This is a genomic window from Lysinibacillus sp. CTST325 (assembly GCF_054665055.1).
Map to the genome: position 1 here is coordinate 161,467 of NZ_BAAFHO010000007.1, position 25,299 is coordinate 186,765.

Consider the following 25,299-nt stretch of genomic DNA (forward strand, 5'->3'; position numbering starts at 1 on the left):
GAGGTTTTGTCCCAACACCTTCTTACATAACTTCTAATTTACTTATGTGCGATTTTCTATTATGCTCAACGATTTTTTGAGTGACTAATGTAAAAATAAATATTAAACCTACAGTTGTTGCCATCATTCCTGCAATAGACGTATCCCAAAGCTTCGCTAAATAGTATCCCATTACGGATGCTAAAGCACCAAAGAGCATACTATAAATAAACATTTGTTTAATCGTTTTGCTAATTAAATAGGAAGTTGCTGCTGGTCCAATCAACATCGCTACAACTAAAATGGCACCTACACTATCAAATGCAGCAACTGTGGTAAAAGAAATAGAGGTCATAAATCCATAATGAAGGAACATAACTGGAATACCAATAGAGGCAGCATAAATTGGATCAAATGTTGCTAACTTCATTTCTTTAAAGAATAGAAGAAGAAAACCTATATTAATCATTAACACGAATAGTAGCATCCAGACAGCCTTTGGCATTGTAATCGACAGCAATGTCCATTTATCCCAAGGTACAAATGCAATTTCACCCATCAATACATGTTCAACATCTAAATGAACATTGCCAGCAAATAATGTAATCAGTAAAACACCTGCAGCAAACAAAGAAGTGAAGACTACTCCAATTGCGGCATCCTCTTGAATGCCAGATGAATGTAGCAATTGTACAAGGTAGGCTGTCAGTATGCCCGCAATCGCCGCACCAATAAGCATCCAAAAACCATTTAATGTTTGGGTAATAATATAAGCCATGACGATGCCAAACAATACTGTATGACTAATCGCATCTGCTATCATCGACATTTTTCGTAAAATTAGAAAGACACCTACAATCCCGCATGTAATGCCGACTAATATGCCGGTAAAAACAACCCAAAATTCAATCAACCTAACTCACCTTGCTTTCTAAACTGCATTTTCCTACGATATTTATTAAATTGCCCAGCTGGACTAATGAAATAGGAAATAAAGAAAATGACAGCTGCTACTAATACAATAATAGGACCTGTCGATAATCCTGTTCGTATTGAGCTAATAAAGGTTCCAGTAATACCTGACACTCCACCAATTGCTGCACTAAGTACAAGCATTGAGCTCAGCTTTCTTGTCCATAATTTAGCACTAGCGGCTGGAATGATTAATAATGCCGACATTAAAATTACACCCACTGCCTGTATGCCTGTGACGATAGTCATGACAATTAAAACAGTTAGGGTAGCTTTTAAAGCTTCAATCGGTAAGCCAATTCCCTTGGCATAAACAGGGTCAAAGATAAGGAGCTTCCATTCTTTATAAAGAAGCAGACTGACCACAATAATTATGGTTGCACTTAAAAGCAACCACATTAAATCAGCTTTTGTCATCGTCGCTGCTTTCCCAAAAATAAAATTATTTAGACCACTTTGATTGCCTAATGGACTACGATTGACAACTGTTAAAAATACAACGCCAATCCCAAAAAATACAGTTAAAACTAACCCAATCGCTGCATCTGCTTTCAATTTCGAAAAAGAAACAATCCATTGTATACAATACACAGACAAAGCAGATGTAATGCCCGCTCCAAGCATTAAAATAGGTAATTCTTTTTGCCCTGTTAATAGAAAGGCAAGTGCGATTCCTGGTAGTGCAGCATGTGCCGCCGCATCGCCTACCAAACTTTGCTTTTGCAGGAAGGAGAAGGTCCCAGTTATACCTGCAGCTATTCCAAGTAACATCGTACCGACTAGTACCCACAGCAAGTTACCACTTAACATATTCTCCCTCCTTATACATTTTGCAGCATGAATAGTTTACCACCATAAGTTTTTTGTAATTGCTCCGGTGTAAAAACATCTTCTGTTGCTCCTGATGCTAAAATTGTTTTATTTAAAAGAATTGTATAATCAAAGTATTCTTTTACTGTTTGTAAATCATGATGTACGACAAAAATACTTTTGCCTTGAGTTTTTAAATCTTTTAAAATATCGATTATCGTTTTTTCTGTAGCAGCATCTACCCCTGCAAATGGTTCATCTAAGAAATAAATATCTGCATTTTGGGCTAGCGCTCTTGCTAAGAACACCCGTTGCTGTTGTCCGCCAGAAAGTTGACCGATAGAACGATCAGCGAAATCTTGCATGCCTACACTAGCAAGAGCCTGTTGTGCTAAAGTTTTATCCTTCTTAGTTGGTCTTTTAAATAATCCAGTATGTCCGTAACGTCCCATTAGTACAATATCAAGAGCATTAGTTGGAAAATCCCAATCTACAGCATTGCGTTGAGGTACATACCCAACTACTAAGCTTTTTGGTTCAAAAATTTTCCCGAGAATTTCAACTCTTCCTACCTTATTCGGTAGTTGATTTAAGATGGCCTTTAAAAATGTAGATTTCCCCGCTCCATTTGGACCTATAATCGCTGAGAGATGTCCAGTAGGAACTGAAACACAGGCATTTTCTAATACTGTTTTCTTATCATATGCGACTGATAAATTTTCAACTGTTAATGCATTCATATTTTTTCACCTACTTCAATGAATTGACGATTGTATCGATGTTATGTTGATACATACCGATATATGTACCTTCTTTTGTTCCCTCAGCACCCATAGCATCCGAGAACAATTCTCCACCAATCACAATGTCATGACCTTTTTCTTTTGCACCTTCAATAACAGCTTTCATTGCTTTATCGGAGACACTTGATTCAATAAAAATGGCTTTAATTTTGTTTACCACTAAAAAGTTCACCATTTCTTGCACATCTTTCACACCATATTCTGAATCTGTACTTAGCCCCTGTAAGCCACGCACTTCAAATCCTTGACTTCTACCAAAATAATTAAACGCGTCATGGGCTGTTACTAATATACGCTGCTTTTCTGGGATTTCGTTTACTCGATCCTTTGCATATGTTTGTAATTCATCAAGCTTTTTCAAATAAGCTTCCTCATTTTTTTCAAATTCCTCTTTATATTGCGGATATTCTTCCTGAAGTTGGTCTCCGATTGCCTGTACGACTCCTTTCCAAAGTTCAATATCAAACCAAATATGTGGATCATGTATCAAAGTTTCATCATCACTAACGAGTAGATCCTTCTTATTTAATTTTTCACCAACAGCGAGCACAGTTTTGTTTTTTGACATTTGCTCAAAAATATCAAGCATTTGCCCCTCTAGATGTAATCCGTTATAAAAAATAACTTCTGCTTTATCTAATTTTGACAAATCACTTTGTGTAGCTTTGTATAAATGGGGATCTACCCCTGGTCCCATCAAAGCTGTTACCTTTAAATGATCGCCGCTAATTTCTTTAATTGCATCTGCAATTTGACCAGTTGTTGCAACCACAACTCCTTTCTTTTCACCCTCTACTTCAGTAGAACAACCAAATAGCAATAGTGAAAATGATAAAACAAGTACTCCTAAAAAGCGTTTCATAAATTTCAATACCTCTTCTTTCTCTTTATATTTTAGGCATAATCCGTAGTTGATATGATCAATCTGACAACTAGACATCTTTAAAGGGCAATATCGCGCTACTTCCTGTTATCACTTTTTTCAGAAGGTCAATTGTTTGCTATACCCCCAAATCGCATGCTGTCAACATCTAGTTCATATCACCAGTAGCCTATTTTATCTGATTTTTTTACAAGCTGTCGCCAGCTTATCAATTATCATCATTCCCGCTTCGACAGACTCGAACGTTTTCTACAAAATGTTAAAATCGGTGAAATATCTCACGAAAAAAATGTAAGCTTCAAATTACCAAATTCTTTCATTTACACATTTTTATTTCCTTGATGATATTTTGTTTCCTTAAAGAAAAATATATGCCCAATACGAAAAAAAATCAACCCCTTTACAAAATTTTCTCGAAAGAAAGTTTTTTCTTCTGAAAATTTACACATATTTTACTTTTGCCTAGCACAAAAATGGCTAGGATAATATATAACTGCTCAAAACATTAAAAAACGCGAGAAATCAATTTTAGAAACATTGATTTTTCGCGCTTTACGAATTCATTTTGAAAATACTTAAGTTCCAGCCTTTTTTATATTTCTTTCATTATTGTGTAACACTTGAATTGAAATCATCTAAATATGGTAAAGTAACTATCAATCCTTATTCCAATCTTTCAACAAGGAATTATAATGACCTTATACAAAAATCCCTAAATCCCGTAATACTTTTTATAAAAATTTAAGACTTCTTCTACATTAAAATCCTCAAAATCTTCTTTACATTTCCATAAATAGCTTAATTCTTTCTTTGCCTCTAAAGTATCAATTTTTTGGAGATACCCCAGTGTCTTTTCTAATCCTGCACCACATAATAGTTGAACATCAATATAACTATGTGTATCAAAGTCCTTTTCCTTTGCTCTCCAAATTAACAGAGTATCGTCAACATATCCTAAAGCAAATAATTGAATACATAGTGTTTTTATGTATTCATTATTTTCCGATGATTCGTTCTCTATTTCTTCTTTTAATAAATTTCGGATTCTATCCACAAAATCAATCTCAGGTACTAAACCAAAATTTTTTAAAAGTTCTTCAGTTCTATCCATAAATCACAATTCCCCCCTATTTTCCATTTGAAGAACTATATTCTTCAAAAAAATCATTGTACTCCTTCTTGAACTAACCTGTTTCGGTAGTTTAAGTACATTTCTTCACAATCATTATAGTGATATTAACATAAATATCCAATAAGAAATCAACTACCCCATAAGAATCTAATGGAATTTAAGAAGGGTTTCATATTTCACTAATTACCACCACTTATAAAGCCATTTGTTACTCCGAAACTTTCCTAAGTGTTACTGTTTAATAACCATATTTAAAAATAAAATCTTCTGCTGTGGGATTTTTAGGTAGTTTCTTTCCTGTTGAGTTACGTTCAAGTCTGCTGGCACTCTGAGTAGCGAAAGCCCAACAAAAGAATCTTAAATGACCCTATCATGTTATTCATTGATCCCCTTCATCCCTCCATTATTTCAGCTATTGCCTTTACAGGAATCGGCACCTTTATGTCTCTCGGAAATCCAGGGTTATCTGAGATGACTAATCCCTTTTCCTACACTTACATTTCTTCTCCTGAAAATAAACAAGAAGAAAAACATCTTTTAGAAATTAATAAAAAGTTAAAAGAAGCTGAATTTTCATATCGTACAGTGACAGTTGCTCCTAAAGAAATTCAAAACAATCTCCTTGTTTTTAGTTTAACGGATTTTAACCATATCGCTACTATACTTGGACAACCTAAAGAAGCTCTTAAAGATGACAATCAAACCATATTAGTTCCTACTACAGTTGCTGAGCTAAAGAAATTCAAAGATAAAGAAAATATTAATAAAACCATCGACTTAGTTCAAAAAGATACAGATATTCATTTACGTGTCAAAAAAACAGTTCCCTACCTTGGATGGGATGGAAAAGACGCTGGTGAAAGAATGATAGTTGTTTCTGATAAAATGTTTGAAAAAATCCTACCAAGTCAGAATGAGGGTACACAATTGAATTATCATTTGTTTACTATCAAGGATTGGGAGAAATCAGAAGCAGTCACTAAACAATTAGAGAATGCTTTTCCTATATATGAAGCGGGAAAATATGCTTTTAAAGCTTTGGTAGTACAATGGTTAGTTGAAAAACAGGAAAATGGAATGTTAATTATTACAAGTGCACTAGTTGGAATTTTATTTTTCACCTTTGCTGCAAGTTTCCTTTACTCACGTCTATATACTGATTTAGAAAGAGATAAACATCAATACATGAGTATCGCGAAAATTGGATTAACAAAAAATGAACTAAAAAAAGTAATTACACGCCAACTTTGTATCATGTTCTTTTTACCAATTGTAATAGCTTTACTTCATAGTATTATTGCATTTATTGCACTACAGAAGCTCGTCTCATTTTCTATTGTAATGGATTCTGTCTTCTTACTAACATTCTTTTTATCTCTACAAGTTATGTACTATTTTATCGTTCGTTGGCGCTACCTTCGTTATCTTTATAAAGAAATTATGTAGTTTTTTAATTGAGCTTAGAAAATAAAAATCCATCCTTATAAAAGGGGCTGGGACATAACTAAATGGTTCCTTCATAAAACCGAATAATCTCTAAATTAACAAAACACGATAAATAGAAAAACCGAACTATTCCGAAACACTTCATGAGAGTTTCATTGGATAGTTCGGTATTTTTGTTGGCTGAAACACATTTGTCCCAGCCTCTTTTATTTAAACGCAAAACATTAGAAGATGTAAAAAAGAATGTTATATCTGATTCTGTTAATATTTAAATTGACTAATTAGCTGTTTTAATACGTCTGCCATATGCGCAAGAGCTTGTGCAGAAGCATTAATTTCTTCCATCGAAGCTAATTGTTCCTCTGTAGACGCTGCAACGTCCTCTGAAGCAGCTGAATTTCCTTGTGCTGAGAATGCCAAATCCTCCGTCACAGCTGTCACTTCTTGTACACTTGCTGACATCTGTTCTGAGGCAGAAGATACCTCTTCCATTTTAGGAGTAATTTTATCCATGCTTGTCTTAATGACTTGGAATTTCGAGATGGCTTCATCCGATACATGTAGTCCATTTTGAACATCCTCTGTAACTTTTGCCATAATGTTTACAGATTGTTCTGTTTCTAACTGAATGCCATGGATTAGCTCGAAAATTTGTTGTGCAGATTCCTGCGACTGCTCCGCAAGCTTTCTTACTTCATCAGCAACTACTGCAAAACCTTTACCATGCTCCCCTGCTCTTGCTGCCTCAATCGCTGCATTGAGAGCAAGTAAGTTCGTTTGATCTGCAATACTTGTAATCACATCTAAAATGGATGTAATTTGCTTAGAGCGTTCATGTAATGATTGAATTTTCGTGTTAGAATCTGTTACCGATAAATGAATAGAATGCATTTGATCTTTTGTATTTTGGACTGCCTTTCCACCCTCATCAGCCTGTAGCGTTGCATGCTGTGAAAGATCCGTCACAGTAGATGAGATCTCCGCGATATGAAGAATAGCCTTCGAAAGCTCCTGTAACGATTCTGCATTCTTATTCGCACTCGTCGTTTGCGTGTCTGCACTCGAAGCAACATCTTGAATCGATATAGCCACCTTTTCTGTAGCAATGCTTGTTTGATTAGCATTGGCTGTTAGCTCTTCTGCTGACGAGGCTACTTCTTCAGCATTTTGTTCAATTTTTTGAATAAGAGTTCTTAAGCTGTCTTGCATATCGTTAAAGGCTTGCCCTAGCTGTCCAATCTCGTCATGAGATTTTACCGTCACTTTCTCAGTTAAATCACCCTTACTTATGGTTACTGCACTATCCTTGAGCAATTTAATCGGTTTTATAACTGCCTTCATGACAAAGAAGAATACAATCGCACTGATTACAATTGCAGCGATTAGTACGAGAAACGTTTGATACAAAATAGATGATGCTGATTGGTCAATTTCCTTCGCAAAAATAGTTCCAGTGATTTTCCAGTTTGTTAGTTCATTCGTTGTAAAGAACAGAATTCGGTCATCACCGTTAAAGACATAATCATACGTACCCGATTTGCTGTCGTACATTTTGTCGATGAAGCTTTCTTTTATTTCGCTACCCGGTTCTATAGTAGGGTGTGAAATGACCATTTTATCTTCACCAAAAATAGAAGGATATCCATTTTTTCCGATAGCGATAGAGCTAGCAATTTTTTGGAGATTTGTCAATTTTATATCAATTGCTATTACCCCAGATTGATCTTTTAACTGACGAGCAATTGTTACGACTAAATCTCCAGTTCCTGCACCTATATAAGGATTCGTAATTAAGACTTCTCCCTTTAATGCTGTAGCCTCTTTATACCAGTCTCGTTCTAAAGGATTATAATCGGCGCTATTCGTTTTTGGTTCTAGAAAAAATGCCCCCTCATTTGTCCCAATATAAATGCTCTGAACATCCGGATGCAGCTTTATATATTGTTGAAATTTTGTTTGTACTGCAAACCCCTGCTGTTCATACTTAGAAGAATCAATATCCTCGCTAAAAACAGTGATATCATTTATTTTTTCACTAATGGTTTGATCGATTAGTGTATTTAAAATTTTTACACTTTCATTCGCACTAAAAAGTATTTCGTCTTTTATTGAATCTTTTGCTGAAAGATACGATAAACTTCCTACAGAAATAACTGGTACCAGTAAGATAAGAGCAAATAATGTGTACAGCTTACCCTTAAATGTTCCAAATATTTTTTTCATAAACCGTTCTCCTTTTGTTTTTATTAGTTTTTAAGATGCGTATTTTGTACAATTTTGTGGTTTCTTTTTAGACGCAAAAAGAATACCACCCCTATTCTGTTCACAACCTTCCCTTCTTTTATCGTTTAAATTTCCACCCAAAGCTTTTATCGGACGAAATACTTAAATCCAAAACCCCTATTTCATTTTTTTGATTTTTCTAACATAAAACCTTCTATTTTTGCATGTCTTCATCATTCAAGTGAAAATAGAGCCCCTACATACCGCCCTGAATACAATAAGGAATTTGAAGAAGAATGATATCAAACTAACGGAAAGTGTATATTTATCCACTCGGATTAAGGCTTCCACTATTCCAAACCTCAATTCCAAAAGCTTGTACAGAAAATGGGACTAAATCAATCCATGTCACAACGAGGCAACTGTTGGGATAACCCATCACAAGAATCGTTTTTTGGGTATTTTAAAGATGAAACAAATATTAAACATTAGAAGATGTAATAAAAAAATAAGAAGTTTATTTGTCCTATTACAACCATTATATTGACCAATGGAACTTAAAAAAGATGACGACTGCACGATACAGACATCACCTCCTTTAAATTAGCAGATTTTTTTTAGAGCAATCACCTACTATAACGAAACTTTTAGAAATCTAAAATTTTTGTTAGATACGTTATAGGTAATTCGATAGGAAATAGTAGGTACTAATATTAAACTCCATATTAGAAAAACAAAATAAATTAAATAGTAGTGAAGAATTTAGATCAAATTTATCTATTTAAATATGGAGGGAAAAAATGAATATCATAAAAAATCTTTGTGTATTTGGTGCTGTATTATTCGGTTTATATTTGGCATTTACCTTTACTGAACCAAGAAACGCAATTTTAATCTTAGGTGACAAACAAACAATAGAAGAAATAAAAGTAGACCAAAAAAACAAGGTTAAATCTACTGATTTATATAAAGTCAAGATAACAAAACAAAATGGCCATCCAGTATTAATTATGGATCAAAAAACAGCGAAAGATATAGTAACAAAAGGAGTATTCCGAAAAGGGGAAAATTCTAATATTCCAGTATCAGAACCAATTCACACATTACCTGAAATAAAAAATAACGATGCGGTGTTACTTGCAGATAAAAAATATCAAAATCAGAAAGAGATAAAAATTGCTGATAAAGAGATAACAGTAAGTTATGGGGGTAATGCTTGGTTTGGTCACAGTCGGGATATGGCAAATGAAGAGGTTATTCTAATTGTAAACAATTCTATATTTAATCAAATTCCTGTAGAAGAAATAGATATGGGGATATTAGAACTTAATAAGGTCTATGGAAATAATAATGGAATTGTTGATATGAATGATGCCAAATCAGTAAAAACAGAGAATGAATTTACACAAATTTTAACCCATTCCGATGGTATAAAATTTTCAAAAGGTTTATCAATTATAAAATAATTTATTAAGGAGAATCTTAAATGGCTGGTATTATAGGACATACAGTTGTTACCACAACAGCTGCTTTAGCATATAGAAAAAAATTAAATATCGCAACTCTATTTTCAGGTATGGCATTTCCAGATATTGTAACTGAGCTAATTAGTCAAGTACCTCTTATAGGTAATTTAGATGAAAGTTTCATAGGAGGTTTGATTTGTGCAGCATTTTTATCTTTAATAATAATGTTTTGTCTTAAGACAGTACCTAAAGCAATGTTCTTATTTACTTATAAACAAAGCATATCATATAAGGTCATTTTTATTTCCGCTCTAGTTGGTACTGAACTACATGTACTTATGGACCTTATTGCTATTAATGGGTGGCTTAATGGAACAATATTGTAATCCAACGCCAAAACATAAATTCTGTTGACAGCTAAACTCAAAGACCTTGAGTATACAATTCAACAACACCACTACCAACCTTAAAACATAAAGAAAGAAGCTGGGACAAATGTGTTTCAGCCAACAAAAATACCGAACTATCCAATGAAACTCTCATGAAGTGTTTCAGAATAGTTCGGTTTTTCTATTTATCGCGTTTTGTTAATTAAGAGATTATTCGGCTTTATGAAGGAACCATTTAGTTATGTCCCAGCCCCTTCTTCTATAATGTATCTACAGAATTTTAGTCAATTTAGCTGTCTTAGTTTGACTTGCTATTGCTTTTGCTGCATTCACATAACATCCCTTAAAGCCATTGGTTACTCCGAAACTATTCCAATTGTTGTTGTTTAGTAACCATTTTAAAAATGAAAAATATCTTCTGCTGTGGCACTTTTAGTTTTAGGTAGTCTCTTGCCTGTTGAGTTAAGATTATGTCTGCCAGCACTCGATGTACCGAAAGCCACCAGATTTTAGAGTGAATACTAAAAAAATATGTAGAGTCAATTGCTATGAATACATTCTGATGAATAAATTTTTTCCGTCAGACTCCTTCCATTCATAGCAATTGTTTATTTGTAAATATTATTATTTTGATGAATTACCAGTTGAAGAGTTAATGGCTGTATTTTGTAATGATTGATTCATTTGTTGTGAAGACTGGTTTGCTTGTTGTTGAGGTTGCTTCGACTGTTGTGAAGATTGGTTCATCTGTTGTAAAGGTTGAGACATTTGCTGCAATGGTTGTGCCATTTGTTGTATTGGTTGCATCATTTGTTGAGCATTCTGTAGATTTAATTTATTCGAAATATTTTTTGTGAACTGTTGAAGTGTACCATTTTGAAATCCCCTAGCTACCCCCAAAATAACAGCTCCAATTACACCCCATGTTAGAAATCTCACTAATAAAAGCCTCCTTCCTTAATTTAATATTATTTTAATACAGGTTTAGTATTGGAAATTAAGCGAATATTATACTGAACATTTTTGGGGTTATTTTTTTATTTCGATACTCTAACTAATTTTAGAAAGGAACTAGGACATTATCCCTACATAAAAAATAGTTACTCTCTTACTAAACTAGTTCACATAACTCAGAGCATTTAAGCATTTATAGCGGCTATTTTACTCCTACCATTCCAAAATCGGTACTGGACTCTTCAAAAGTTGTCCTCTACTATACAAATTAAAGCAGCTTTTGAGGAAGTAAATAATACAGATAAACAACTTTGTACAGATACCAAAACAGATAACTAATTACATTTGTCTGTTTTTTTATCTGTAGGATACATTCACCAAAATGATAATACTAGGGAGGTTATACAATGAAGAAAATATTTTATCTAGGAGTATTGTCTAACTGCATGTAGTGAGGATGAAGCTGCATCTAAAGAAGAAACTTCAGCAAGTGAGCAAAAAGAAGCTAAAGAAAAAATGTTAATGCCTAATGTATTTTAAATTTTTGACTCCTAATTTGGGCTATTCCTATGGACATGGGATTTTATGAATTCTTTAGAGCGATATTATAGTCGCTCTTTTTTTTCATTTAATACACATATTGTTCAATAGTTTAATATAGCATGTGACGACGTGACGACTTTTTTATTTTTAAATCTATTTCACAGACAATTCACTATACAAACATAGCTATCACATCATAATAGTAGTAAGGTAAAGCTAATTTAGCCTTACACCTCCGATTCTGTTACTGAGGGTCACTCCTATCCCAAGTGACCCTTTTTATAGTTACTTTACTCAAAAGTACACTATAGGTTAGACTTCAGTCTAGAAACAGAATGGATAATTATAAGTATTGAAAAAATAATATTTACTATTCTTCACTCCGCCTTCCTTTTTGTCCAAACAACTGTATTCGATATGAATAAAATATTGAATAGAAGAGGAGGTGAATATAAAATGGCATCATTTGAAATTGGAGCGAGAAGTCTTTTTAATTTTCGAAACGAACGCTTTTTTCTATTAGTTGAAGATGAAATTACAATTCCAGATGAAGGTGTGGAGATTGATCCAGTTAATATCTATGAGATTGACCAACAAACTTTCAATTTTATCAGAGATGAAGGAGATACACCTGTAATTCGACCAGTTATTACTCTTCCACCTGTACCACCTGGATTTAAATTAGAACGAAAATGTATTTTTACAGTTGATAATGCATACTACGTAATTTATGATTTAGAAAATGGAACAGATAACAATGTTTTATTAAGAATCGGTGCAGCTTTATTTAACTCCATGAGAAATTCAGGTGTTCGTGAATGTGTTCCTCAAGATTTCATTAATTAATAAAATATCCAACCTTCAGTAAAATTATTATTCATTATATTTAAAGTAATGTTCAGAAAGATTCCTCCTTCCTTGCTAAACATTTTCTTTCGGCTGATATCCTCACAAAGGTCAGTTTGAAATTACAATTAAACTAAGGCATTTTTTATTGCACATTAGAAATCCTTCACAAAAAAATGTCTGCTTTGCACCATAAGCAGACATTTTTTTATTATATTAATAATAATTTTTGAGATATGTATTCAATTTCATCAAAATGACTGTAGAAAATGGGGTTCATTTCAAAGCAACCTCTTAAAGCCATTGGTTACTCCGAAACTATTCCAAGTGTTGTTGGTCTGCAAATAGAAGTATAATTCTTCTACTGTAGACTTTTAAGTAGTCTCTTGGTACATGTGCCCGCACTCTCGGTGTACCGAACGCCTACGATATGAATTGATTAACATTTAGTCCAAAAGCAGAGGAATAAACATAAACGACCAGGTACTCACCTTTTGATGAGCGCCTGGTCGTTTTTTTATATAGTTGGTAGCCTGTTATTCAAAATTTAATTTGAAACTTGTGTTTTTTTAAACATTGAAATTAATGCGACAAACATTAAAGATATTATTCCTAAACAGAATAATAAAAATCCAAGTGGAACCAAGAAGAAAGGTTCTTGTAAAATACCATCTGGACCTACTTCAGTTCCAATGATTGCTTTTGCAATTAGACAGATTACTCCTATAAGTATTGGTGTAGATGCGATTAGATATTTTTTTTTCATAATATTATCCTCCAAATTATTAGTTTAATTATTTTTATTTTCCAAGATATCACCTGGTTGGCACTTTTTCTTTTTCATTTTTAATATTGTGATGTTTGCCATTATGATACCCAGTTTTTCCGCTAGTTCTTTAACACCCATTTTTACCGCTTTGTTAATTCCCTTTGTTTCATGATTCACCGCCTTCTCAGCTTTCTAACATTAGAATAACTAACAACACATCCTTAGTCAATGTTTTTTTATCGTAAAACAATAAATTTTTATCATTTAACTATAAACCACTATGATTTCGGATGCTTTTATTTGCAAATTAAAACAAGGTACTCAATATGAATAAATTTAGAATAAAAACTCAAACCCAAACATATTCTACAACAAAAATATATCGTTTTACAATAAAGTTTTATTGACTTTAAATATACATTGTTTTATTGTATATTTGTAAGCTACTAAGAAGGAGAAATCTTATGAAACAGAAAGAATTATCAGCGTGGTTAAAATTAATCATTATTTTATGTGGAATTTTTGGTGTATTGTTCTGCGTCTATATTGCACCTGAAATTGGAAAAAATTTTTTAAAGGATTCAAAAATTTTAAAGGACTTTTATAATTCTTTTATTGGATTTATTTGGATCACAGGGATTCCGTTTTTTATTGCTCTATTTCTAGGGTGGCGAATATGTTCAGATATTGCTTCTGACAAAGTCTTTACTATTAAAAATGCGGATAGATTGAAGTATGTTGGTATTTTATCAATCATTGAAGGGATTTTTTATATTGTTGCGTTAATGTATCTTTTCATAATTGACAGCTACCAAACTGATCTTTTAATGATTATTTTATTGATTCTATTTTTCTCAGTCGTTATATCTGTCTTTACTTCTTTGCTGTCTCATTTAGTTAGACAAGCAAGTGAAATAAAGCAGGATAATGATTTAACGATTTGAGGTGATTAAATATGACTATTGTAGTAAATCTTGATGTAATGTTAGCAAAAAGAAAAATGAGTGTTACAGAGTTGTCTGAAAGATTAGGAATTACAATGGCGAATGTTTCAATATTAAAAAATGGAAGGGCAAAAGCGATTAAATTTTCAACTCTAGAAAAAATATGTGAAGTTCTAGAATGCCAACCAGGTGATATTTTAGAATATAAAAAAGAGTCTTGATGATTAAAACTAGGAGATTGTATAATGAAAAATAAATATTTTTTAGCTTCTACACCAATAATTTTAGGTATTGTAAGTTTAATTACTTATGTCATGGTTGGAACAAAAGTGGAACCAGATGGTACTTTGAGAGAACCGTTCTACTTACTTCCATTTGGAGGTTTATTAGTTTTAACTGGAATTATTTTGATATTGTTTATTGGTATCATTTCGATGTTAAAAAACAAAATAATTGATGTATAAAATGAAAACTACAATTTCCTTTACATATAGGGAATTGTAGTTTTTGGTGAAAAATAGATTCTCATAATTTTTCTTTCATTGAAAACCTTCAAAAAGGCTTAGGAACATCTCCTAAGCCTTTCACCTTCTTATAGTGTCTAACAAGTTAAGTTACAAACAACTAATTTGAACTTAATGCATTATTGACAGTTGCGCTGTCCACGATTTGAATAAATTTTTTAACCTTATCATTCTCATCAAATTCATATAGATGGCAAAAGTCTGCTATAAATGATTTTCCTGTTGCTTTATACGTCCCACTATATTTTCCGTAGACGATAACAGTGTGATTATTAAACGCATAGATTTCATCTTTTGCAGAATAGCCATCCCATTCGGTTCCAAGGCGTTCATGTACGTTTTTCACTACTTCATTTGGACCTACATAAGTACCCGCATAAGGAAATCCAGCAGCTTCTGTCCAAGATACGTTATCGCTTAAATACGTTTTGAAGGCATCCAATTTGCCTTCACCAGTTAATACATATGTTTCATGTAATAATTTTTGATATTTATTCATAACATTACCCCCAAGAAATTTCTTTCGTTACAACTTTAGCACTTAATTCTAATACGCCTTTATTTGCATAGCCTGGATATGCTGCTTCAAGCTTTGCAACAAAATCCGTAGAAGTTTTACTTACTTCAGAAGATTTAATTGCAGTTTTTAGATAATTGATAGTTGCAATAAGTGCTTGATTATCTAAAGATTTTTCAATTGAACCATGGCTTGGTACGATTATGTTAGCATTTAATCCTTGTAACACTTTCAAGTTCTCAATCCAAGATTCCATTGCTTCTTTTGAGCTAGTATCTGCTAAGAAAACATGTATTTCGTTGAATATATCAATGCCACCAATCAATAATTTTAATTCCTTGTTAAATAAGCTCGTTCTGTAATTATCTAAGCCTACAAGTTCAAATGTCAAACCTTGAAAGTCAATAGTTTTTTCTGCTAACACTTGAGGCAATACAACATTACTTGGTGCGTTTTCCCCAAGTGCATCTTTCCAAACTTTTAATTTCCCTAAGACAGAATGAACAATATGTTCAACAGTAGATTCTGTGGCATACGCAATGGCTTCTGGATACGCTGCTTTAATACTTTCTAATCCAAAGTAGTAGTCAGGATCTCCATGAATAATAAAAATTTTATCTAATGATACGTTATTTTTTTTCAGATAATCAACAATTTCTTTCGAATCGGATTGAGTAAATTTCGCATTTATTAAGAATGCATGTCCTGCTTTTTCAACTAAAGTTGCAGTCACCATAAAACTTTTTTCTTCAGAACTAAATATCGTCAATTTCACATCATTTTGATTTATTTCGATTGTTTTAAACATAGAATTTTATCTCCTTTTTGATGAAGTTATTTAATAAGCAATGTAGTTTTATTAGATGCAAATGAGTTATAAATACCATTACTTCATAAAATCATTACATTTTATCCTCTTTCTGTGAGAAAGTATTAAATCTATAGAAATTTAAAATTGAACCATCTTTAATACAAATCTTTAAAACGCGCTTCAATTTTATCCGATGTCATTATTCCGCCACCAATAGGAATTAATTGATTATCCTTGTGTAGAAGTAAAGAAGGATAACTATTTATACCAAGTTGTTGAACTTTATTGAAATCATTTTGAACATCTATTATAGTTTCTTGAGATTTTAGTCGCTCTAGTACTTGTTCAGGATCCAAATGATGATCAATAGCTATCTTACGGTATGTTTCAGGATCGCTCAGACTTTTCCCATCATAATAAAACGCTTTTTGCATAGCTGAAGTAAATTCTAACAAGCGGTTCGGTGCTAATGAACGTAAAGCTGAAAAGCCAATTGCAGCATCTTTTGAATTCATAGTAAAAGTACCTTCTGACAACAAAGCCTGATAAGAAGGACCAAATTCTGTACCAGTAAGTTGATTAATTCTTTTATTACCTTCTGATATATATGAGAATTTTTTTATTGGTAGATTATCTAAAAATAATCCTCCGGATAAAACAGTTAACGGCATTTCAGGGTGATTTTTGTAAAAACCTCTAATACTTTCTGAAAATCCATAGCACCATCCACAATATGCATCCCATACATATATAAGGGTGTCTTGTTTTGTCTCCATTAAAAACGCCTACCTTTATTTATTATTAACCAATCTCGTTGTTACTTATAAATCCTCACCTATTTTTTGCTCGTAGAATTGCACGTGCTTGAATATACATTGCTCCTCCACCTGTAACAAGCGCTGTTACAACTTGTTGTAACCATTATAGTTACAACAAGAATGAAAGTCAATTCTTATTGACGAAAAAATCAACCTCCCTCTATAAACATTGATATATCAACGGTTTGACGCGTTTTTAAAATTGGTGAAATTATTTTTTCACTGCAGTTTACATATGTAGCTTTGAAATAATGTTTAATCAAAAATACCTCGCAATCCCAAGTTTTACGATAAATAAAAAGAATCCATTTTGAAAAAAGATTAATCAAACTGGATTCTTCTCTAGCAGATTGATTTAAGTTTGGCTTTTATAAAAAAGTTTGATTATTTCTACCTATGTTATTCTTCGATCGCGCTAGTTAGTGAAAAAGTAACGAAAAAACTATCATAGGAAAGACTAACCTCTGTCCATTAATGATAAATATTTATGTACAACGGCTTGAGCGAGAAAAGTTGATGAATCAACAAAGGAAATATCATTGGATTTTCTATCTGTAACAACATTTAAATCTGTACATGCAATGATAGCGGTATCAATCGTTTCAGCTAATTCTGAATAGAATTCATCGATTATGATCTTCAAGTAAAACCCCCCTTTAGTTCATTAACTTCTTTAAATCAATTCTTGTGTAGGTTTTATTATAGGTCGTACCATCATCATTATAAAATATGGCTTTTTTAAATATGGGTCAGAGATAGGTTCGTAACCGTGTTTGCTAATTACTTTATCATTCTGGGATTTTCTATTGGGTCAACACTCGCAAATATCTCTATCTGTGATTGGGTCAATATCTATTACCAGTTAAATGTTCCTTGCCATCGATTAACTGTAGGAAATGATTTCATTTACCCAAAGCAAACTTGGTTTACTTTATAACTATTCCAAATGTTGTTCTTTAGTATTGTTAACAAACTAAAAAAATCTTCTGGCACTTAAAAGGCCGTGGCGTTGGGTGAACTCCGTGGGATTCGAACCCATTTTTTGTCAATCATACGAGTATCAAATGCGTGCAGTCATTCCCTATAATGTCCGCAATGAATGCGAGTAACTTAAATTTGATAAGCATTCAGACCGACATGTGTACGTGAACACAGCTACTGTTATGGTATCGAACACTAAAATTCACACGACCAAAGGAATGTGCACCTGTCCGTAACGTGATGATTCCCTCTGTCAGAAGATTTTCAAAATTAAACGTGACGCTGATTTACGAAAATTCACGTATCTAGAAACACTTTTATAAAGAAAACGTACCGCCGTAGAACGTCTGAATGCCTATTTAAAACAATATTTTCAGTTAAACAACATCCCTCATGGAACAGGAAGAAAATCCAAACTTCATTTTCAACCTGATGACGTTTATTTATAATGCCTGCAAATTAGCAGTGGACCGTCTCAATGCTTTATTACAAACAAAAAATCAAGCAGCATAATTTTAAAAAACGTAATTTGTCTTAATAGGAGCAGTCTAAGCTCTTGGAAAATATGATTTATGAAATTGATTCAATTGTAAAAATATTTAAGTTAAGGGGGGTGCTTAATGGGGAAATTAGTCTATTTTATGTGTATTGACACATAAAGCTAATGGTGAAAACTTCTGAAGGTATTAGTGAAACATCCTAAAAAAGTATTTGACAAAACCTTCTCGAATAACTAGACTAACTTTATTGATAATGATTATCATTATCGTAGTTTTGCGATTACCTTGGAAAGTGAGGTCACGTTTTTTACAAGCTAAATCGATTGGAACTGAAACTATACACTTTTATATAGAAGGATTTGTATTCTACTATCGATTTTCATATTGAAGCATTTATTGGCAAGAACTCACGTACCAATAAGCCAATGTGCTTTACATTAGAACTTTATTAAAAGGAGATTTGATCAATGAAAAAATGGTTATTACCAATGATGATGGTGGTCATACTAGTGCTAGCAGCGTGTGGCAATAAGGAAGACAATTCGAAGAAAGATGATGAGGGTACAAAAGAAGCTTCTTCAGCGGAAACGATTACCTATCAATCAGAAACAGGTCCGATCGAAGTACCAACTCATCCAAAACGTGTAGTAGTATTATCCTCATATGCAGGGGATTTGTTGCAGCTTGGAGTTAAAGTTGTGGGTGTTGATGCATGGGAGGCAAATAATCCAAACTTCCATGATGACCTTAAAAATGCGAAAGTAGTTGAAAATACGGATATTGAAAAAATTATTGAACTTGATCCAGATTTAATTATTGGATTAAATAATATTGAAAATGGAGACAAATTAGCTGAAATCGCACCAACTGTACTGTTTACATACGGTAAAGCGGATTATTTACAGCAATTTATCGAAATTGGAAAAGTTGTTAATAAAGAAAAAGAAGCAACAAAATGGGTAAAGGATTTTAAAGCACGTGCTTCAGAAGTAGGTAAGCAAATTAAAGAAAAAATTGGTGAGGATGCCACAGTTACTGTTGCAGAAAGTTTTGATAAACAGTTATATGTTTTTGGAGATAACTGGGCCCGTGGAACAGAAATTTTATATCAAGAAATGGGCTTAAAAATGCCAGAAAAAGTCAAGGAAGTGGCCTTAAAGCCAGGGTATTATGCAATTTCACAAGAAGTATTAGGTGAATACGCTGGTGACTATATCATTTTAAGTGTACCAGAAGACCAAGATTCTTCATTTACAAATACAGCATGGTTTAAAGATATAAAAGCTGTAAAGAATGGTCATTTATATGAAGTGAATGCAAACACATTTTACTTTAATGATGCAAAAACATTAGAATATCAGTTAGATTTTTTTGAAAAGAAATTCTTACAATAACCAATACAGTAAAGCTAAGATCTTCGTTATAAGTCTATTTTTAATAAGAAGTAAACAGAAAAAGGCTGAGACATAAGTATATTTTTAAAGCAAAATTATAAAATTACACATCAGAAAAGCACAAGAAATCAACGTTCTTAATATTGATTTCTTGCGCTTTTAAAGGTTTTTGCTAGTTATGTCCCAGCCTCTTTCAATCTTCCGCTTTCTTTCGTAATGTGGTCGATCAGCTCTTGGTCTTCTATTTTTGCGCGAATATGGTCATAGCCTTTTTTAGGATATCTACCTCTTGTTTTAAGCGAAGGTTTTCCTTCTGGATAGCGGCTATTTCAGCTGCGGTTAACTCCCCAGTTCCTTCAATTGGAGAATGAAGTTTAATCCATTTATAAATCGTGACTTCTGACACACCATATTCGCTAGCTAGTTGATTGACCGGTGTACCCGAGCGATAAAGCTCGACTACTGTTTGTTTGAATTCTTTATTGTACTTTTTTTGACTCATGGTCGGACACGTCCTCTCTTATGCTTAATTCTATTAATTTACCGAGGTATGTCCACTCATCTATAATACATCCAACTAATTCAGAAAGATTAAAGGGCATTTTAGATCTAATCCCTAAGCAGATATTAAAAAATCAAAACGAAATACTAGAAAAATTTAATATAACAAGAAATTTTTTAGATCAAGTTTATAATATTTATCTTTCTGAGTTTTTCTTAACGGCATTTTCTTCAGAAGAGAAGAAGTTTTTATACTCACTAAGGCTTTTAAACCATAAAGAAAAAAAGAGCTATTAGATACATTTAAATTGCGTAATCAAGCATAAAATTTAAATAAAAAAACCTTCTGCGGGAGAGGCTTCAGAGTGTCGACAAACTAAAATAGGACCAAAAATTTATCATTCATCAGCCTTTGGTAAAAAATAAAAAAGAACATTCGAATTAATGTTCGAATGCTCTTTTTATGATTAATATAGACTTGCATAAAGAAATTGGGTGCCATCCCATGGCCAACAAGTTAAAATTTTATAATACCCTCACAACAAAAGTTTCTTGTTTTTATCGTTTGGGGAAGACTGTATTTCTTAACTTGATGGCAATGTGGTGCTAGCCCTTATAGTAAAACCCTGCTTTGCTTCTCCAAGGTGTATATCAATAACACTTACATATAAAAAAATAGTTAAACTATTTTTTATCAATAACTACATGAATGAGTGTGTCATTTTCAATATCAATTGTAAAAGCTTTCCCAAATCCAACAACATAACGTCCCTCTAATGGCGTTAATTCGAATAAAGAAAAATCAAGTGAGCGTAATAATTCCATCATTTTGGCATTAAACAGCTGATCGAATGTGGCAAATATTTCCTCATTACCTTCATTCCCTAAATTTTTAGGCAAACATTGCCAACGTGCTCGCTCTAGGGCAAATGGATTAGCTGTTTTGGCCTCATCCGCTACACAAATTAAGTCAACTACTTCTGAATGATCCATTAGTTGGTAATGCTCCGCAACTCGACTAATATAAACATAAAACTTTCCGTTAAGGCGCACAAATGGTGTGGTACTGCTAAAAGGCTTACCTTCCCCATTCACGAAGCTTAACACACAATTTTTTTTACTTTGTATAAAGGCTTCATAATCCTGTTTTACTTGTTCAACATCGATTGCTTTTGGCATATTAATTCCCCTTATACTCTAACAGTATTTTTTAATTGAATTCTCGGAGCTTTATCCCAAGATACATATTGAATTTCAGCTTCCATGCGATATATTTGTTGGATCATCTGTTCAGTCATGACTTCATCGGGTGTCCCTATTTGTGCTCGGTTACCATCCTTTACAACCACGATTTTATCGCTATAACTAGAGGCTTGATTCAAATCATGAAGCACCATCACAACTGTCATACCCATATCACGATTAAGCTCTCGCACTAATTCAAGCACTTCATGCTGATGAGCAATATCTAAAAAGGTCGTAGGCTCATCCAATAATAGCACTCGGGGCCGTTGTGCTAAAGCCATGGCAATCCATGCCCGTTGTGCCTCCCCACCAGACAAAGCAGCAATTGGCTTTTCTTTATAATGTGAAAGATAGGTTTTTTCTAATGCCCAATCAATAATGGCCTTATCCTCTGCATTTAGACGTTCAAACCACTTTTTATGTGGATAACGACCGTAGGCCACTAAATTTTTAACAGATATATCGGTTGGTGCTTGGTTTTGTTGACTCAGCATACACATTTTGCGTGCGATTTCCTTTGAGGATAGTCGACGCATATTTTCTCCCTCAAACAGGATATCTCCAGTATTGTACGGCTGCATTCGTGCAATCGCCTTTAATATCGTCGATTTACCAGAGCCATTCGGACCAATAATCGATAGAATCTCGCCTTGTTTAACTTCAAATGAAAAATTATGGACAACTTCCTTTTGTTCATAGCTGATGGATAGCTGATCAATTTTTAACATTAGAACGCCCTCTTTCTCATTAGATATAAGAAGTAAGGTCCACCAATCACCGCCATTAAAATACCTGCTGGAATATCTAGTGGTGCAAATAATGTACGCCCACCAGTATCGGCAATCAATAAGACAATCGCCCCCATAGCCATACTCATGGGTAGCATGTACTTATAATCTGAGCCAACTAGTAATCTAGCCATATGTGGGACGATTAATCCAATAAAGCTAATCATGCCCACTGCTGCAACTGAAATCGCTGCAAGAAAGACAGCTAAAATTGATAACATAATCCGAATACGGGTTACACTTTCCCCTAAATTGGTTGCGACCTGATCGCCTAAACGAATAATATTGGCTTTGCGGATCGCAAAAATAGAGAGTATCCAACCTATGATGGCATACACATAAATCATATGCAAAGATGCATTCCCTTTTGCGGCGAGACTACCATTCATCCATTGCACCGCTGATGGTAGACGGTCACTATAAAGGATCGACAAGAATCCAATGACACCACCACACAATGCATTCACAGCAACCCCTGATAAAATAATGGTGATTGGCGTAATGCCTGTACGCCTCCAAGCTAGGGCATACACTATTGCAGCCGCAATCAAACCACCAATAAAGGCAGCAAATGGAATCAAATGTGTTAATTCAGGGTTCGCTAAAAGAATTAGCAAAACGAAGGCAGCTGCACCGCTCGTTACCCCTGTTAAGCCTGGATCGGCTAATGGATTACCCATAACAGCCTGTAATAAAGCACCCGAAATGGCAATACTAGCACCAATGATTAATGCCAACAACACGCGAGGAAGGCGTATATCCCATATAATGGTTGTATAAACCCCCTCTTTATCACGGCCATTGATTAGGGTGGATAAAATATCAGGAATGGAAATATGAACACTGCCTAAACCAATCGCTATAATTGCAGCTAAGATGGTTACCACAAAGGTCGTGATAATAATCATGCGACTTCTTGCTGTATGAATCATACCTCTACCTCACGAATTTATTTATAGAAATAATCTGAAATTGTTGTCAGTGCTGTCTCAGCATTTGTAATCGATGTAACACCGAATGTACTGTAATCAAGCATATAGATTTTGTCATTTTTATAAGCCGATAATTGTTGCCATGCACTATTCTTTTTAATTTCTTGCTTGAATTTATCTTCATTAGCCCCATGATCACCTGATGCTAATACAAAGATATTATCTGGATCGGCTACAACAATATCTTCTAGATTCATCGGTGAATATGTTGATTCCGCTTTTAATACCGATTTTGCAATATTATCTGCACCTAATCGTTCGACTAAGCTTCCTAAGTACGATTTGTCGTTCATTACCATAAAGGAATCAGATGTACCGATGACAAGCATCACAGATGGTAATTCCTTTCCTTTCGCTTTTGCTTCTAGCTCTTTTTCTTTTGTTACAAGATTTTGTAAGATCTCATTCGTTTTTTCTTCTTTACCAAAGTACGTACCTAGCACTTTAAAGCTTAACTTCAAGTCATCATATGAATCTGTTGGTAAATAAGCTGTTGGTAGATTCATTCCCTGAAGTGCTTGATCTAGCGAGCTTTTAAGAGAAGAAGCTCCAAGTATTAGATCTGTTTGTAAGCTTGAAATGACCTCTAAATCAGGCGACATTGGTGAGCCGATTTTAGTAATTGAATCAAAGTCTGTGGGTATTGGATTTGTTGATGTTGGTACCCCAACCGGTGTTATCCCAATAAGATGTAACATTTCTGTTAAAGGAACCGATGTTGTAACAATTTTTTCTGGTACTGTCGGAGGGAAACTTGCTAATGCTTTTTGAAAGGCCTCTTCATCTACCCCATCCTGAAACTCATCCTTTTGTGCAGCAGATGCATCTGCTGTTTTTTGTTGTTGTGTTGTTTTTTCTTCCTTAATTTCTTTGTCAGCACTTTTCTCTTCCTTATCTGCACAGCCAACTAAAACTAGTGATAATGCCAAAGTACTGACAGTGAGCCATTTTTTTCATATTAATGTTCCTCCGTTTAATTGATAATGATTTTCAATATCAATTATGTTATCAAAGATAGTTAAAAATCTCAATGATTATTTAAGTTGTGTACAAAAAAAGTAATATTGTCTATTACTATTTTAGGAGTTACATGGGGTAAAAATTAAACATCATTATTCCAATAAGTTAATATACTCAAATAAAATACCCTTCTATTTTTAAGAAGGGCATTTCTAATATAAAAAGATATTTTTTATTACGATTCCGGTAAATTTTTAGTACTGGATTACTCATAATAATTGACATTCCAGCAGATTCATTTTTTAGATTTTTAAACAATTTAATATTTCATTAGCTAAAACCTTTGAGCCAGCTACTCCTTTTAAGGATCTTAAATCTTCAGTTGATAACCAATCTATTTCTTTTAAATTTGTTAGATTTCGAGCGCTCAAGTACATAAAAAAACGACTTACCTATCATAGGTGAGTCGTCTGAAATTTTCACGTTCCCGAAATATAAGGGGGGTTTCAGGTTCGTAATCATGAACTAGCCAATCTCTGGAGAAAAGTAGCTAAAGTACATCCTCTCTACATTGTATTGTAGTCAAGGAATATTCTTTATACGATAATGATAATCATTATCAATTAAATTGTCAACAGTAATCCAATAGATATTTATATTTATTCAGTTGCAGTCTCCCACTTCAAGAAGTATTCGATGACTAAAATGGTGTCAATCGTTCTAACTAAGTATGAAATTATTATAAAAAAGAACTCCCTCTAATTCAACATTTAACCCTGTTTAGGGAGCTATTACTGGATACAGATATATCAGTAAAACGTATTGCATTTAATGATATACAAGATGCAAAGCTGATGGACACTGATGATTAATCACGAAGATCGACCAATCTTATACGACTATATAAAATTAGACATGGCCATTCAGTCATTACAACAAGACTATTCATCGCTTGAAAATTTAAAAATGTCGAAGGTCTATTTAAATGTTGTAGATGGTTTATTTAAAGACTTAAGAAACGATTTTTATAACAAAAAACGTGTGCTTGCTAAGAAAAATATTGAGGTAGTTAAATGGGTAGATGTAGACAAACCCTGAGCAAATTGGTA

26 protein-coding genes and 2 pseudogenes are annotated in these 25,299 nt (G+C 33.5%); 10 read left to right on the forward strand and 18 right to left on the reverse strand.

The window, feature by feature from the left end:
* Nucleotides 1-22: 22 nt before the first annotated feature.
* The 5 genes from ACYQ73_RS17005 to ACYQ73_RS17025 all read right to left on the reverse strand — a co-directional run bounded on the left by ACYQ73_RS17005 (nucleotide 23) and on the right by ACYQ73_RS17025 (nucleotide 4,558).
* Nucleotides 23-892 (reverse strand): metal ABC transporter permease, encoded by an 870-nt coding sequence (locus tag ACYQ73_RS17005; protein ID WP_460013584.1) that lies wholly within the window; start codon nucleotides 890-892, stop codon nucleotides 23-25.
* Entirely contained in the window at nucleotides 889-1,761 is an 873-nt protein-coding gene (locus tag ACYQ73_RS17010) for a metal ABC transporter permease (protein WP_460013585.1), read from the reverse strand. The genes ACYQ73_RS17005 and ACYQ73_RS17010 overlap by 4 nt, the downstream gene beginning before the upstream one ends.
* Nucleotides 1,762-1,772: 11 nt before the next feature.
* Nucleotides 1,773-2,501 (reverse strand): metal ABC transporter ATP-binding protein, encoded by a 729-nt coding sequence (locus ACYQ73_RS17015; RefSeq protein ID WP_460013586.1) that lies wholly within the window; start codon nucleotides 2,499-2,501, stop codon nucleotides 1,773-1,775.
* Between the two features lie 10 nt (nucleotides 2,502-2,511).
* Complete coding sequence (locus ACYQ73_RS17020; RefSeq protein ID WP_460013587.1) at nucleotides 2,512-3,426, reverse strand: metal ABC transporter solute-binding protein, Zn/Mn family; 915 nt, start codon at nucleotides 3,424-3,426, stop codon at nucleotides 2,512-2,514.
* Between the two features lie 733 nt (nucleotides 3,427-4,159).
* Nucleotides 4,160-4,558, reverse strand: a complete 399-nt coding sequence (locus tag ACYQ73_RS17025) for a hypothetical protein (RefSeq protein ID WP_460013588.1) — start codon at nucleotides 4,556-4,558, stop codon at nucleotides 4,160-4,162.
* A 393-nt stretch (nucleotides 4,559-4,951) separates the two neighbouring features.
* Here ACYQ73_RS17025 and ACYQ73_RS17030 point away from each other — a divergent pair, with 393 nt between their 5' ends.
* Nucleotides 4,952-6,025 carry a hypothetical protein gene (locus tag ACYQ73_RS17030; RefSeq protein ID WP_460013589.1) on the forward strand — a complete coding sequence of 358 codons (1,074 nt, stop codon included), beginning with the start codon at nucleotides 4,952-4,954 and terminating at the stop codon, nucleotides 6,023-6,025.
* Between the two features lie 261 nt (nucleotides 6,026-6,286).
* Here ACYQ73_RS17030 and ACYQ73_RS17035 read toward each other — a convergent pair whose 3' ends face one another.
* Nucleotides 6,287-8,248, reverse strand: a complete 1,962-nt coding sequence (locus ACYQ73_RS17035; RefSeq protein ID WP_460013590.1) for a methyl-accepting chemotaxis protein — start codon at nucleotides 8,246-8,248, stop codon at nucleotides 6,287-6,289.
* A gap of 324 nt (nucleotides 8,249-8,572) precedes the next feature.
* On the opposite strand from ACYQ73_RS17035, the pseudogene ACYQ73_RS17040 reads away from it, so the two are divergent.
* The 3 genes and pseudogenes from ACYQ73_RS17040 to ACYQ73_RS17050 all read left to right on the forward strand — a co-directional run.
* Nucleotides 8,573-8,850 (forward strand): annotated as a pseudogene (locus ACYQ73_RS17040) (IS3 family transposase); the annotation flags it as partial.
* A 198-nt stretch (nucleotides 8,851-9,048) separates the two neighbouring features.
* Entirely contained in the window at nucleotides 9,049-9,714 is a 666-nt protein-coding gene (locus ACYQ73_RS17045; RefSeq protein ID WP_460013591.1) for a lipoprotein BA_5634 family protein, read from the forward strand.
* Nucleotides 9,715-9,734: 20 nt separating this feature from the next.
* Entirely contained in the window at nucleotides 9,735-10,100 is a 366-nt protein-coding gene (locus ACYQ73_RS17050) for a hypothetical protein (RefSeq protein WP_460013592.1), read from the forward strand.
* Between the two features lie 627 nt (nucleotides 10,101-10,727).
* Here ACYQ73_RS17050 and ACYQ73_RS17055 read toward each other — a convergent pair.
* On the reverse strand, nucleotides 10,728-11,042 hold the full coding sequence (locus ACYQ73_RS17055; RefSeq protein WP_427559481.1) for a hypothetical protein: 315 nt from the start codon (nucleotides 11,040-11,042) through the stop codon (nucleotides 10,728-10,730).
* 1,014 nt (nucleotides 11,043-12,056) lie between these two features.
* On the opposite strand from ACYQ73_RS17055, the gene ACYQ73_RS17060 reads away from it, so the two are divergent.
* Nucleotides 12,057-12,446 (forward strand): spore coat protein, encoded by a 390-nt coding sequence (locus ACYQ73_RS17060; protein ID WP_460012042.1) that lies wholly within the window; start codon nucleotides 12,057-12,059, stop codon nucleotides 12,444-12,446.
* A 547-nt stretch (nucleotides 12,447-12,993) separates the two neighbouring features.
* Here ACYQ73_RS17060 and ACYQ73_RS17065 read toward each other — a convergent pair.
* Together ACYQ73_RS17065 and ACYQ73_RS17070 are read right to left on the reverse strand one after the other, a co-directional pair.
* The gene (locus tag ACYQ73_RS17065) at nucleotides 12,994-13,212 is read right to left on the reverse strand and encodes a DUF3955 domain-containing protein (protein ID WP_460013593.1); all 219 of its coding nucleotides are present in this window, start codon (nucleotides 13,210-13,212) and stop codon (nucleotides 12,994-12,996) included.
* A gap of 24 nt (nucleotides 13,213-13,236) precedes the next feature.
* On the reverse strand, nucleotides 13,237-13,392 hold the full coding sequence (locus ACYQ73_RS17070; protein ID WP_460013594.1) for a hypothetical protein: 156 nt from the start codon (nucleotides 13,390-13,392) through the stop codon (nucleotides 13,237-13,239).
* Between the two features lie 287 nt (nucleotides 13,393-13,679).
* Between ACYQ73_RS17070 and ACYQ73_RS17075 the strand changes: the two genes are divergently transcribed.
* The 3 genes from ACYQ73_RS17075 to ACYQ73_RS17085 are packed head-to-tail and all read left to right on the forward strand — an operon-like array spanning nucleotide 13,680 to nucleotide 14,623.
* Nucleotides 13,680-14,159 (forward strand): DUF2975 domain-containing protein, encoded by a 480-nt coding sequence (locus tag ACYQ73_RS17075; RefSeq protein ID WP_460013595.1) that lies wholly within the window; start codon nucleotides 13,680-13,682, stop codon nucleotides 14,157-14,159.
* Nucleotides 14,160-14,170: 11 nt separating this feature from the next.
* Nucleotides 14,171-14,380: a helix-turn-helix domain-containing protein gene (locus ACYQ73_RS17080; protein WP_460013596.1), complete on the forward strand. Its 210-nt coding sequence runs from the start codon at nucleotides 14,171-14,173 to the stop codon at nucleotides 14,378-14,380.
* Between the two features lie 24 nt (nucleotides 14,381-14,404).
* The gene (locus ACYQ73_RS17085) at nucleotides 14,405-14,623 is read left to right on the forward strand and encodes a DUF3955 domain-containing protein (RefSeq protein WP_460013597.1); all 219 of its coding nucleotides are present in this window, start codon (nucleotides 14,405-14,407) and stop codon (nucleotides 14,621-14,623) included.
* Nucleotides 14,624-14,783: 160 nt separating this feature from the next.
* On the opposite strand, the gene ACYQ73_RS17090 is transcribed toward ACYQ73_RS17085, so the two are convergent.
* The 4 genes and pseudogenes from ACYQ73_RS17090 to ACYQ73_RS17105 form a co-directional block, all read right to left on the reverse strand.
* On the reverse strand, nucleotides 14,784-15,182 hold the full coding sequence (locus tag ACYQ73_RS17090) for a nuclear transport factor 2 family protein (RefSeq protein WP_460013598.1): 399 nt from the start codon (nucleotides 15,180-15,182) through the stop codon (nucleotides 14,784-14,786).
* Between the two features lie 4 nt (nucleotides 15,183-15,186).
* Nucleotides 15,187-16,008: an MBL fold metallo-hydrolase gene (locus ACYQ73_RS17095; RefSeq protein ID WP_460013599.1), complete on the reverse strand. Its 822-nt coding sequence runs from the start codon at nucleotides 16,006-16,008 to the stop codon at nucleotides 15,187-15,189.
* A gap of 158 nt (nucleotides 16,009-16,166) precedes the next feature.
* Complete coding sequence (locus ACYQ73_RS17100; protein WP_460013600.1) at nucleotides 16,167-16,787, reverse strand: DsbA family protein; 621 nt, start codon at nucleotides 16,785-16,787, stop codon at nucleotides 16,167-16,169.
* A gap of 499 nt (nucleotides 16,788-17,286) precedes the next feature.
* Nucleotides 17,287-17,457: pseudogene (locus ACYQ73_RS17105) on the reverse strand (amino-acid racemase); the annotation flags it as partial.
* Nucleotides 17,458-18,777: 1,320 nt separating this feature from the next.
* Between ACYQ73_RS17105 and ACYQ73_RS17110 the strand changes: the two are divergent.
* Complete coding sequence (locus ACYQ73_RS17110) at nucleotides 18,778-19,704, forward strand: iron-hydroxamate ABC transporter substrate-binding protein (protein ID WP_460013601.1); 927 nt, start codon at nucleotides 18,778-18,780, stop codon at nucleotides 19,702-19,704.
* 241 nt (nucleotides 19,705-19,945) lie between these two features.
* On the opposite strand, the gene ACYQ73_RS17115 is transcribed toward ACYQ73_RS17110, so the two are convergent.
* The 5 genes from ACYQ73_RS17115 to ACYQ73_RS17135 form a co-directional block, all read right to left on the reverse strand.
* Entirely contained in the window at nucleotides 19,946-20,206 is a 261-nt protein-coding gene (locus ACYQ73_RS17115; protein WP_460013602.1) for a transposase, read from the reverse strand.
* Between the two features lie 683 nt (nucleotides 20,207-20,889).
* Nucleotides 20,890-21,384, reverse strand: a complete 495-nt coding sequence (locus ACYQ73_RS17120; RefSeq protein ID WP_460013603.1) for a heme iron utilization protein — start codon at nucleotides 21,382-21,384, stop codon at nucleotides 20,890-20,892.
* A gap of 11 nt (nucleotides 21,385-21,395) precedes the next feature.
* Entirely contained in the window at nucleotides 21,396-22,178 is a 783-nt protein-coding gene (locus ACYQ73_RS17125) for an ABC transporter ATP-binding protein (RefSeq protein WP_460013604.1), read from the reverse strand.
* Nucleotides 22,178-23,170: a FecCD family ABC transporter permease gene (locus tag ACYQ73_RS17130; RefSeq protein ID WP_460013605.1), complete on the reverse strand. Its 993-nt coding sequence runs from the start codon at nucleotides 23,168-23,170 to the stop codon at nucleotides 22,178-22,180. Before ACYQ73_RS17130 ends, ACYQ73_RS17125 begins: the two co-directional genes overlap by 1 nt.
* Before the next feature lie 17 nt (nucleotides 23,171-23,187).
* Nucleotides 23,188-24,159 carry an ABC transporter substrate-binding protein gene (locus tag ACYQ73_RS17135; RefSeq protein ID WP_460013606.1) on the reverse strand — a complete coding sequence of 324 codons (972 nt, stop codon included), beginning with the start codon at nucleotides 24,157-24,159 and terminating at the stop codon, nucleotides 23,188-23,190.
* Between the two features lie 895 nt (nucleotides 24,160-25,054).
* Between ACYQ73_RS17135 and ACYQ73_RS17140 the strand changes: the two genes are divergently transcribed.
* Nucleotides 25,055-25,288 (forward strand): hypothetical protein, encoded by a 234-nt coding sequence (locus ACYQ73_RS17140; protein WP_460013607.1) that lies wholly within the window; start codon nucleotides 25,055-25,057, stop codon nucleotides 25,286-25,288.
* Nucleotides 25,289-25,299: the final 11 nt, after the last annotated feature.

What these genes read in the sequence shown, in the direction of transcription:
- ACYQ73_RS17095 (WP_460013599.1), bottom strand. Translation starts at nt 16,008, where the DNA reads ATGTTTAAAACAATCGAAATAAATCAAAATGATGTGAAATTGACGATA.
- ACYQ73_RS17065 (WP_460013593.1), bottom strand. Translation starts at nt 13,212, where the DNA reads ATGAAAAAAAAATATCTAATCGCATCTACACCAATACTTATAGGAGTA.
- ACYQ73_RS17100 (WP_460013600.1), bottom strand. Translation starts at nt 16,787, where the DNA reads ATGGAGACAAAACAAGACACCCTTATATATGTATGGGATGCATATTGT.
- ACYQ73_RS17090 (WP_460013598.1), bottom strand. Translation starts at nt 15,182, where the DNA reads ATGAATAAATATCAAAAATTATTACATGAAACATATGTATTAACTGGT.
- ACYQ73_RS17045 (WP_460013591.1), top strand. Translation starts at nt 9,049, where the DNA reads ATGAATATCATAAAAAATCTTTGTGTATTTGGTGCTGTATTATTCGGT.
- ACYQ73_RS17140 (WP_460013607.1), top strand. Translation starts at nt 25,055, where the DNA reads ATGATTAATCACGAAGATCGACCAATCTTATACGACTATATAAAATTA.
- ACYQ73_RS17115 (WP_460013602.1), bottom strand. Translation starts at nt 20,206, where the DNA reads ATGAGTCAAAAAAAGTACAATAAAGAATTCAAACAAACAGTAGTCGAG.
- ACYQ73_RS17080 (WP_460013596.1), top strand. Translation starts at nt 14,171, where the DNA reads ATGACTATTGTAGTAAATCTTGATGTAATGTTAGCAAAAAGAAAAATG.
- ACYQ73_RS17085 (WP_460013597.1), top strand. Translation starts at nt 14,405, where the DNA reads ATGAAAAATAAATATTTTTTAGCTTCTACACCAATAATTTTAGGTATT.
- ACYQ73_RS17025 (WP_460013588.1), bottom strand. Translation starts at nt 4,558, where the DNA reads ATGGATAGAACTGAAGAACTTTTAAAAAATTTTGGTTTAGTACCTGAG.
- ACYQ73_RS17035 (WP_460013590.1), bottom strand. Translation starts at nt 8,248, where the DNA reads ATGAAAAAAATATTTGGAACATTTAAGGGTAAGCTGTACACATTATTT.
- ACYQ73_RS17010 (WP_460013585.1), bottom strand. Translation starts at nt 1,761, where the DNA reads ATGTTAAGTGGTAACTTGCTGTGGGTACTAGTCGGTACGATGTTACTT.
- ACYQ73_RS17030 (WP_460013589.1), top strand. Translation starts at nt 4,952, where the DNA reads ATGTTATTCATTGATCCCCTTCATCCCTCCATTATTTCAGCTATTGCC.
- ACYQ73_RS17075 (WP_460013595.1), top strand. Translation starts at nt 13,680, where the DNA reads ATGAAACAGAAAGAATTATCAGCGTGGTTAAAATTAATCATTATTTTA.
- ACYQ73_RS17110 (WP_460013601.1), top strand. Translation starts at nt 18,778, where the DNA reads ATGAAAAAATGGTTATTACCAATGATGATGGTGGTCATACTAGTGCTA.
- ACYQ73_RS17020 (WP_460013587.1), bottom strand. Translation starts at nt 3,426, where the DNA reads ATGAAACGCTTTTTAGGAGTACTTGTTTTATCATTTTCACTATTGCTA.
- ACYQ73_RS17130 (WP_460013605.1), bottom strand. Translation starts at nt 23,170, where the DNA reads ATGATTCATACAGCAAGAAGTCGCATGATTATTATCACGACCTTTGTG.
- ACYQ73_RS17120 (WP_460013603.1), bottom strand. Translation starts at nt 21,384, where the DNA reads ATGCCAAAAGCAATCGATGTTGAACAAGTAAAACAGGATTATGAAGCC.
- ACYQ73_RS17015 (WP_460013586.1), bottom strand. Translation starts at nt 2,501, where the DNA reads ATGAATGCATTAACAGTTGAAAATTTATCAGTCGCATATGATAAGAAA.
- ACYQ73_RS17060 (WP_460012042.1), top strand. Translation starts at nt 12,057, where the DNA reads ATGGCATCATTTGAAATTGGAGCGAGAAGTCTTTTTAATTTTCGAAAC.
- ACYQ73_RS17125 (WP_460013604.1), bottom strand. Translation starts at nt 22,178, where the DNA reads ATGTTAAAAATTGATCAGCTATCCATCAGCTATGAACAAAAGGAAGTT.
- ACYQ73_RS17050 (WP_460013592.1), top strand. Translation starts at nt 9,735, where the DNA reads ATGGCTGGTATTATAGGACATACAGTTGTTACCACAACAGCTGCTTTA.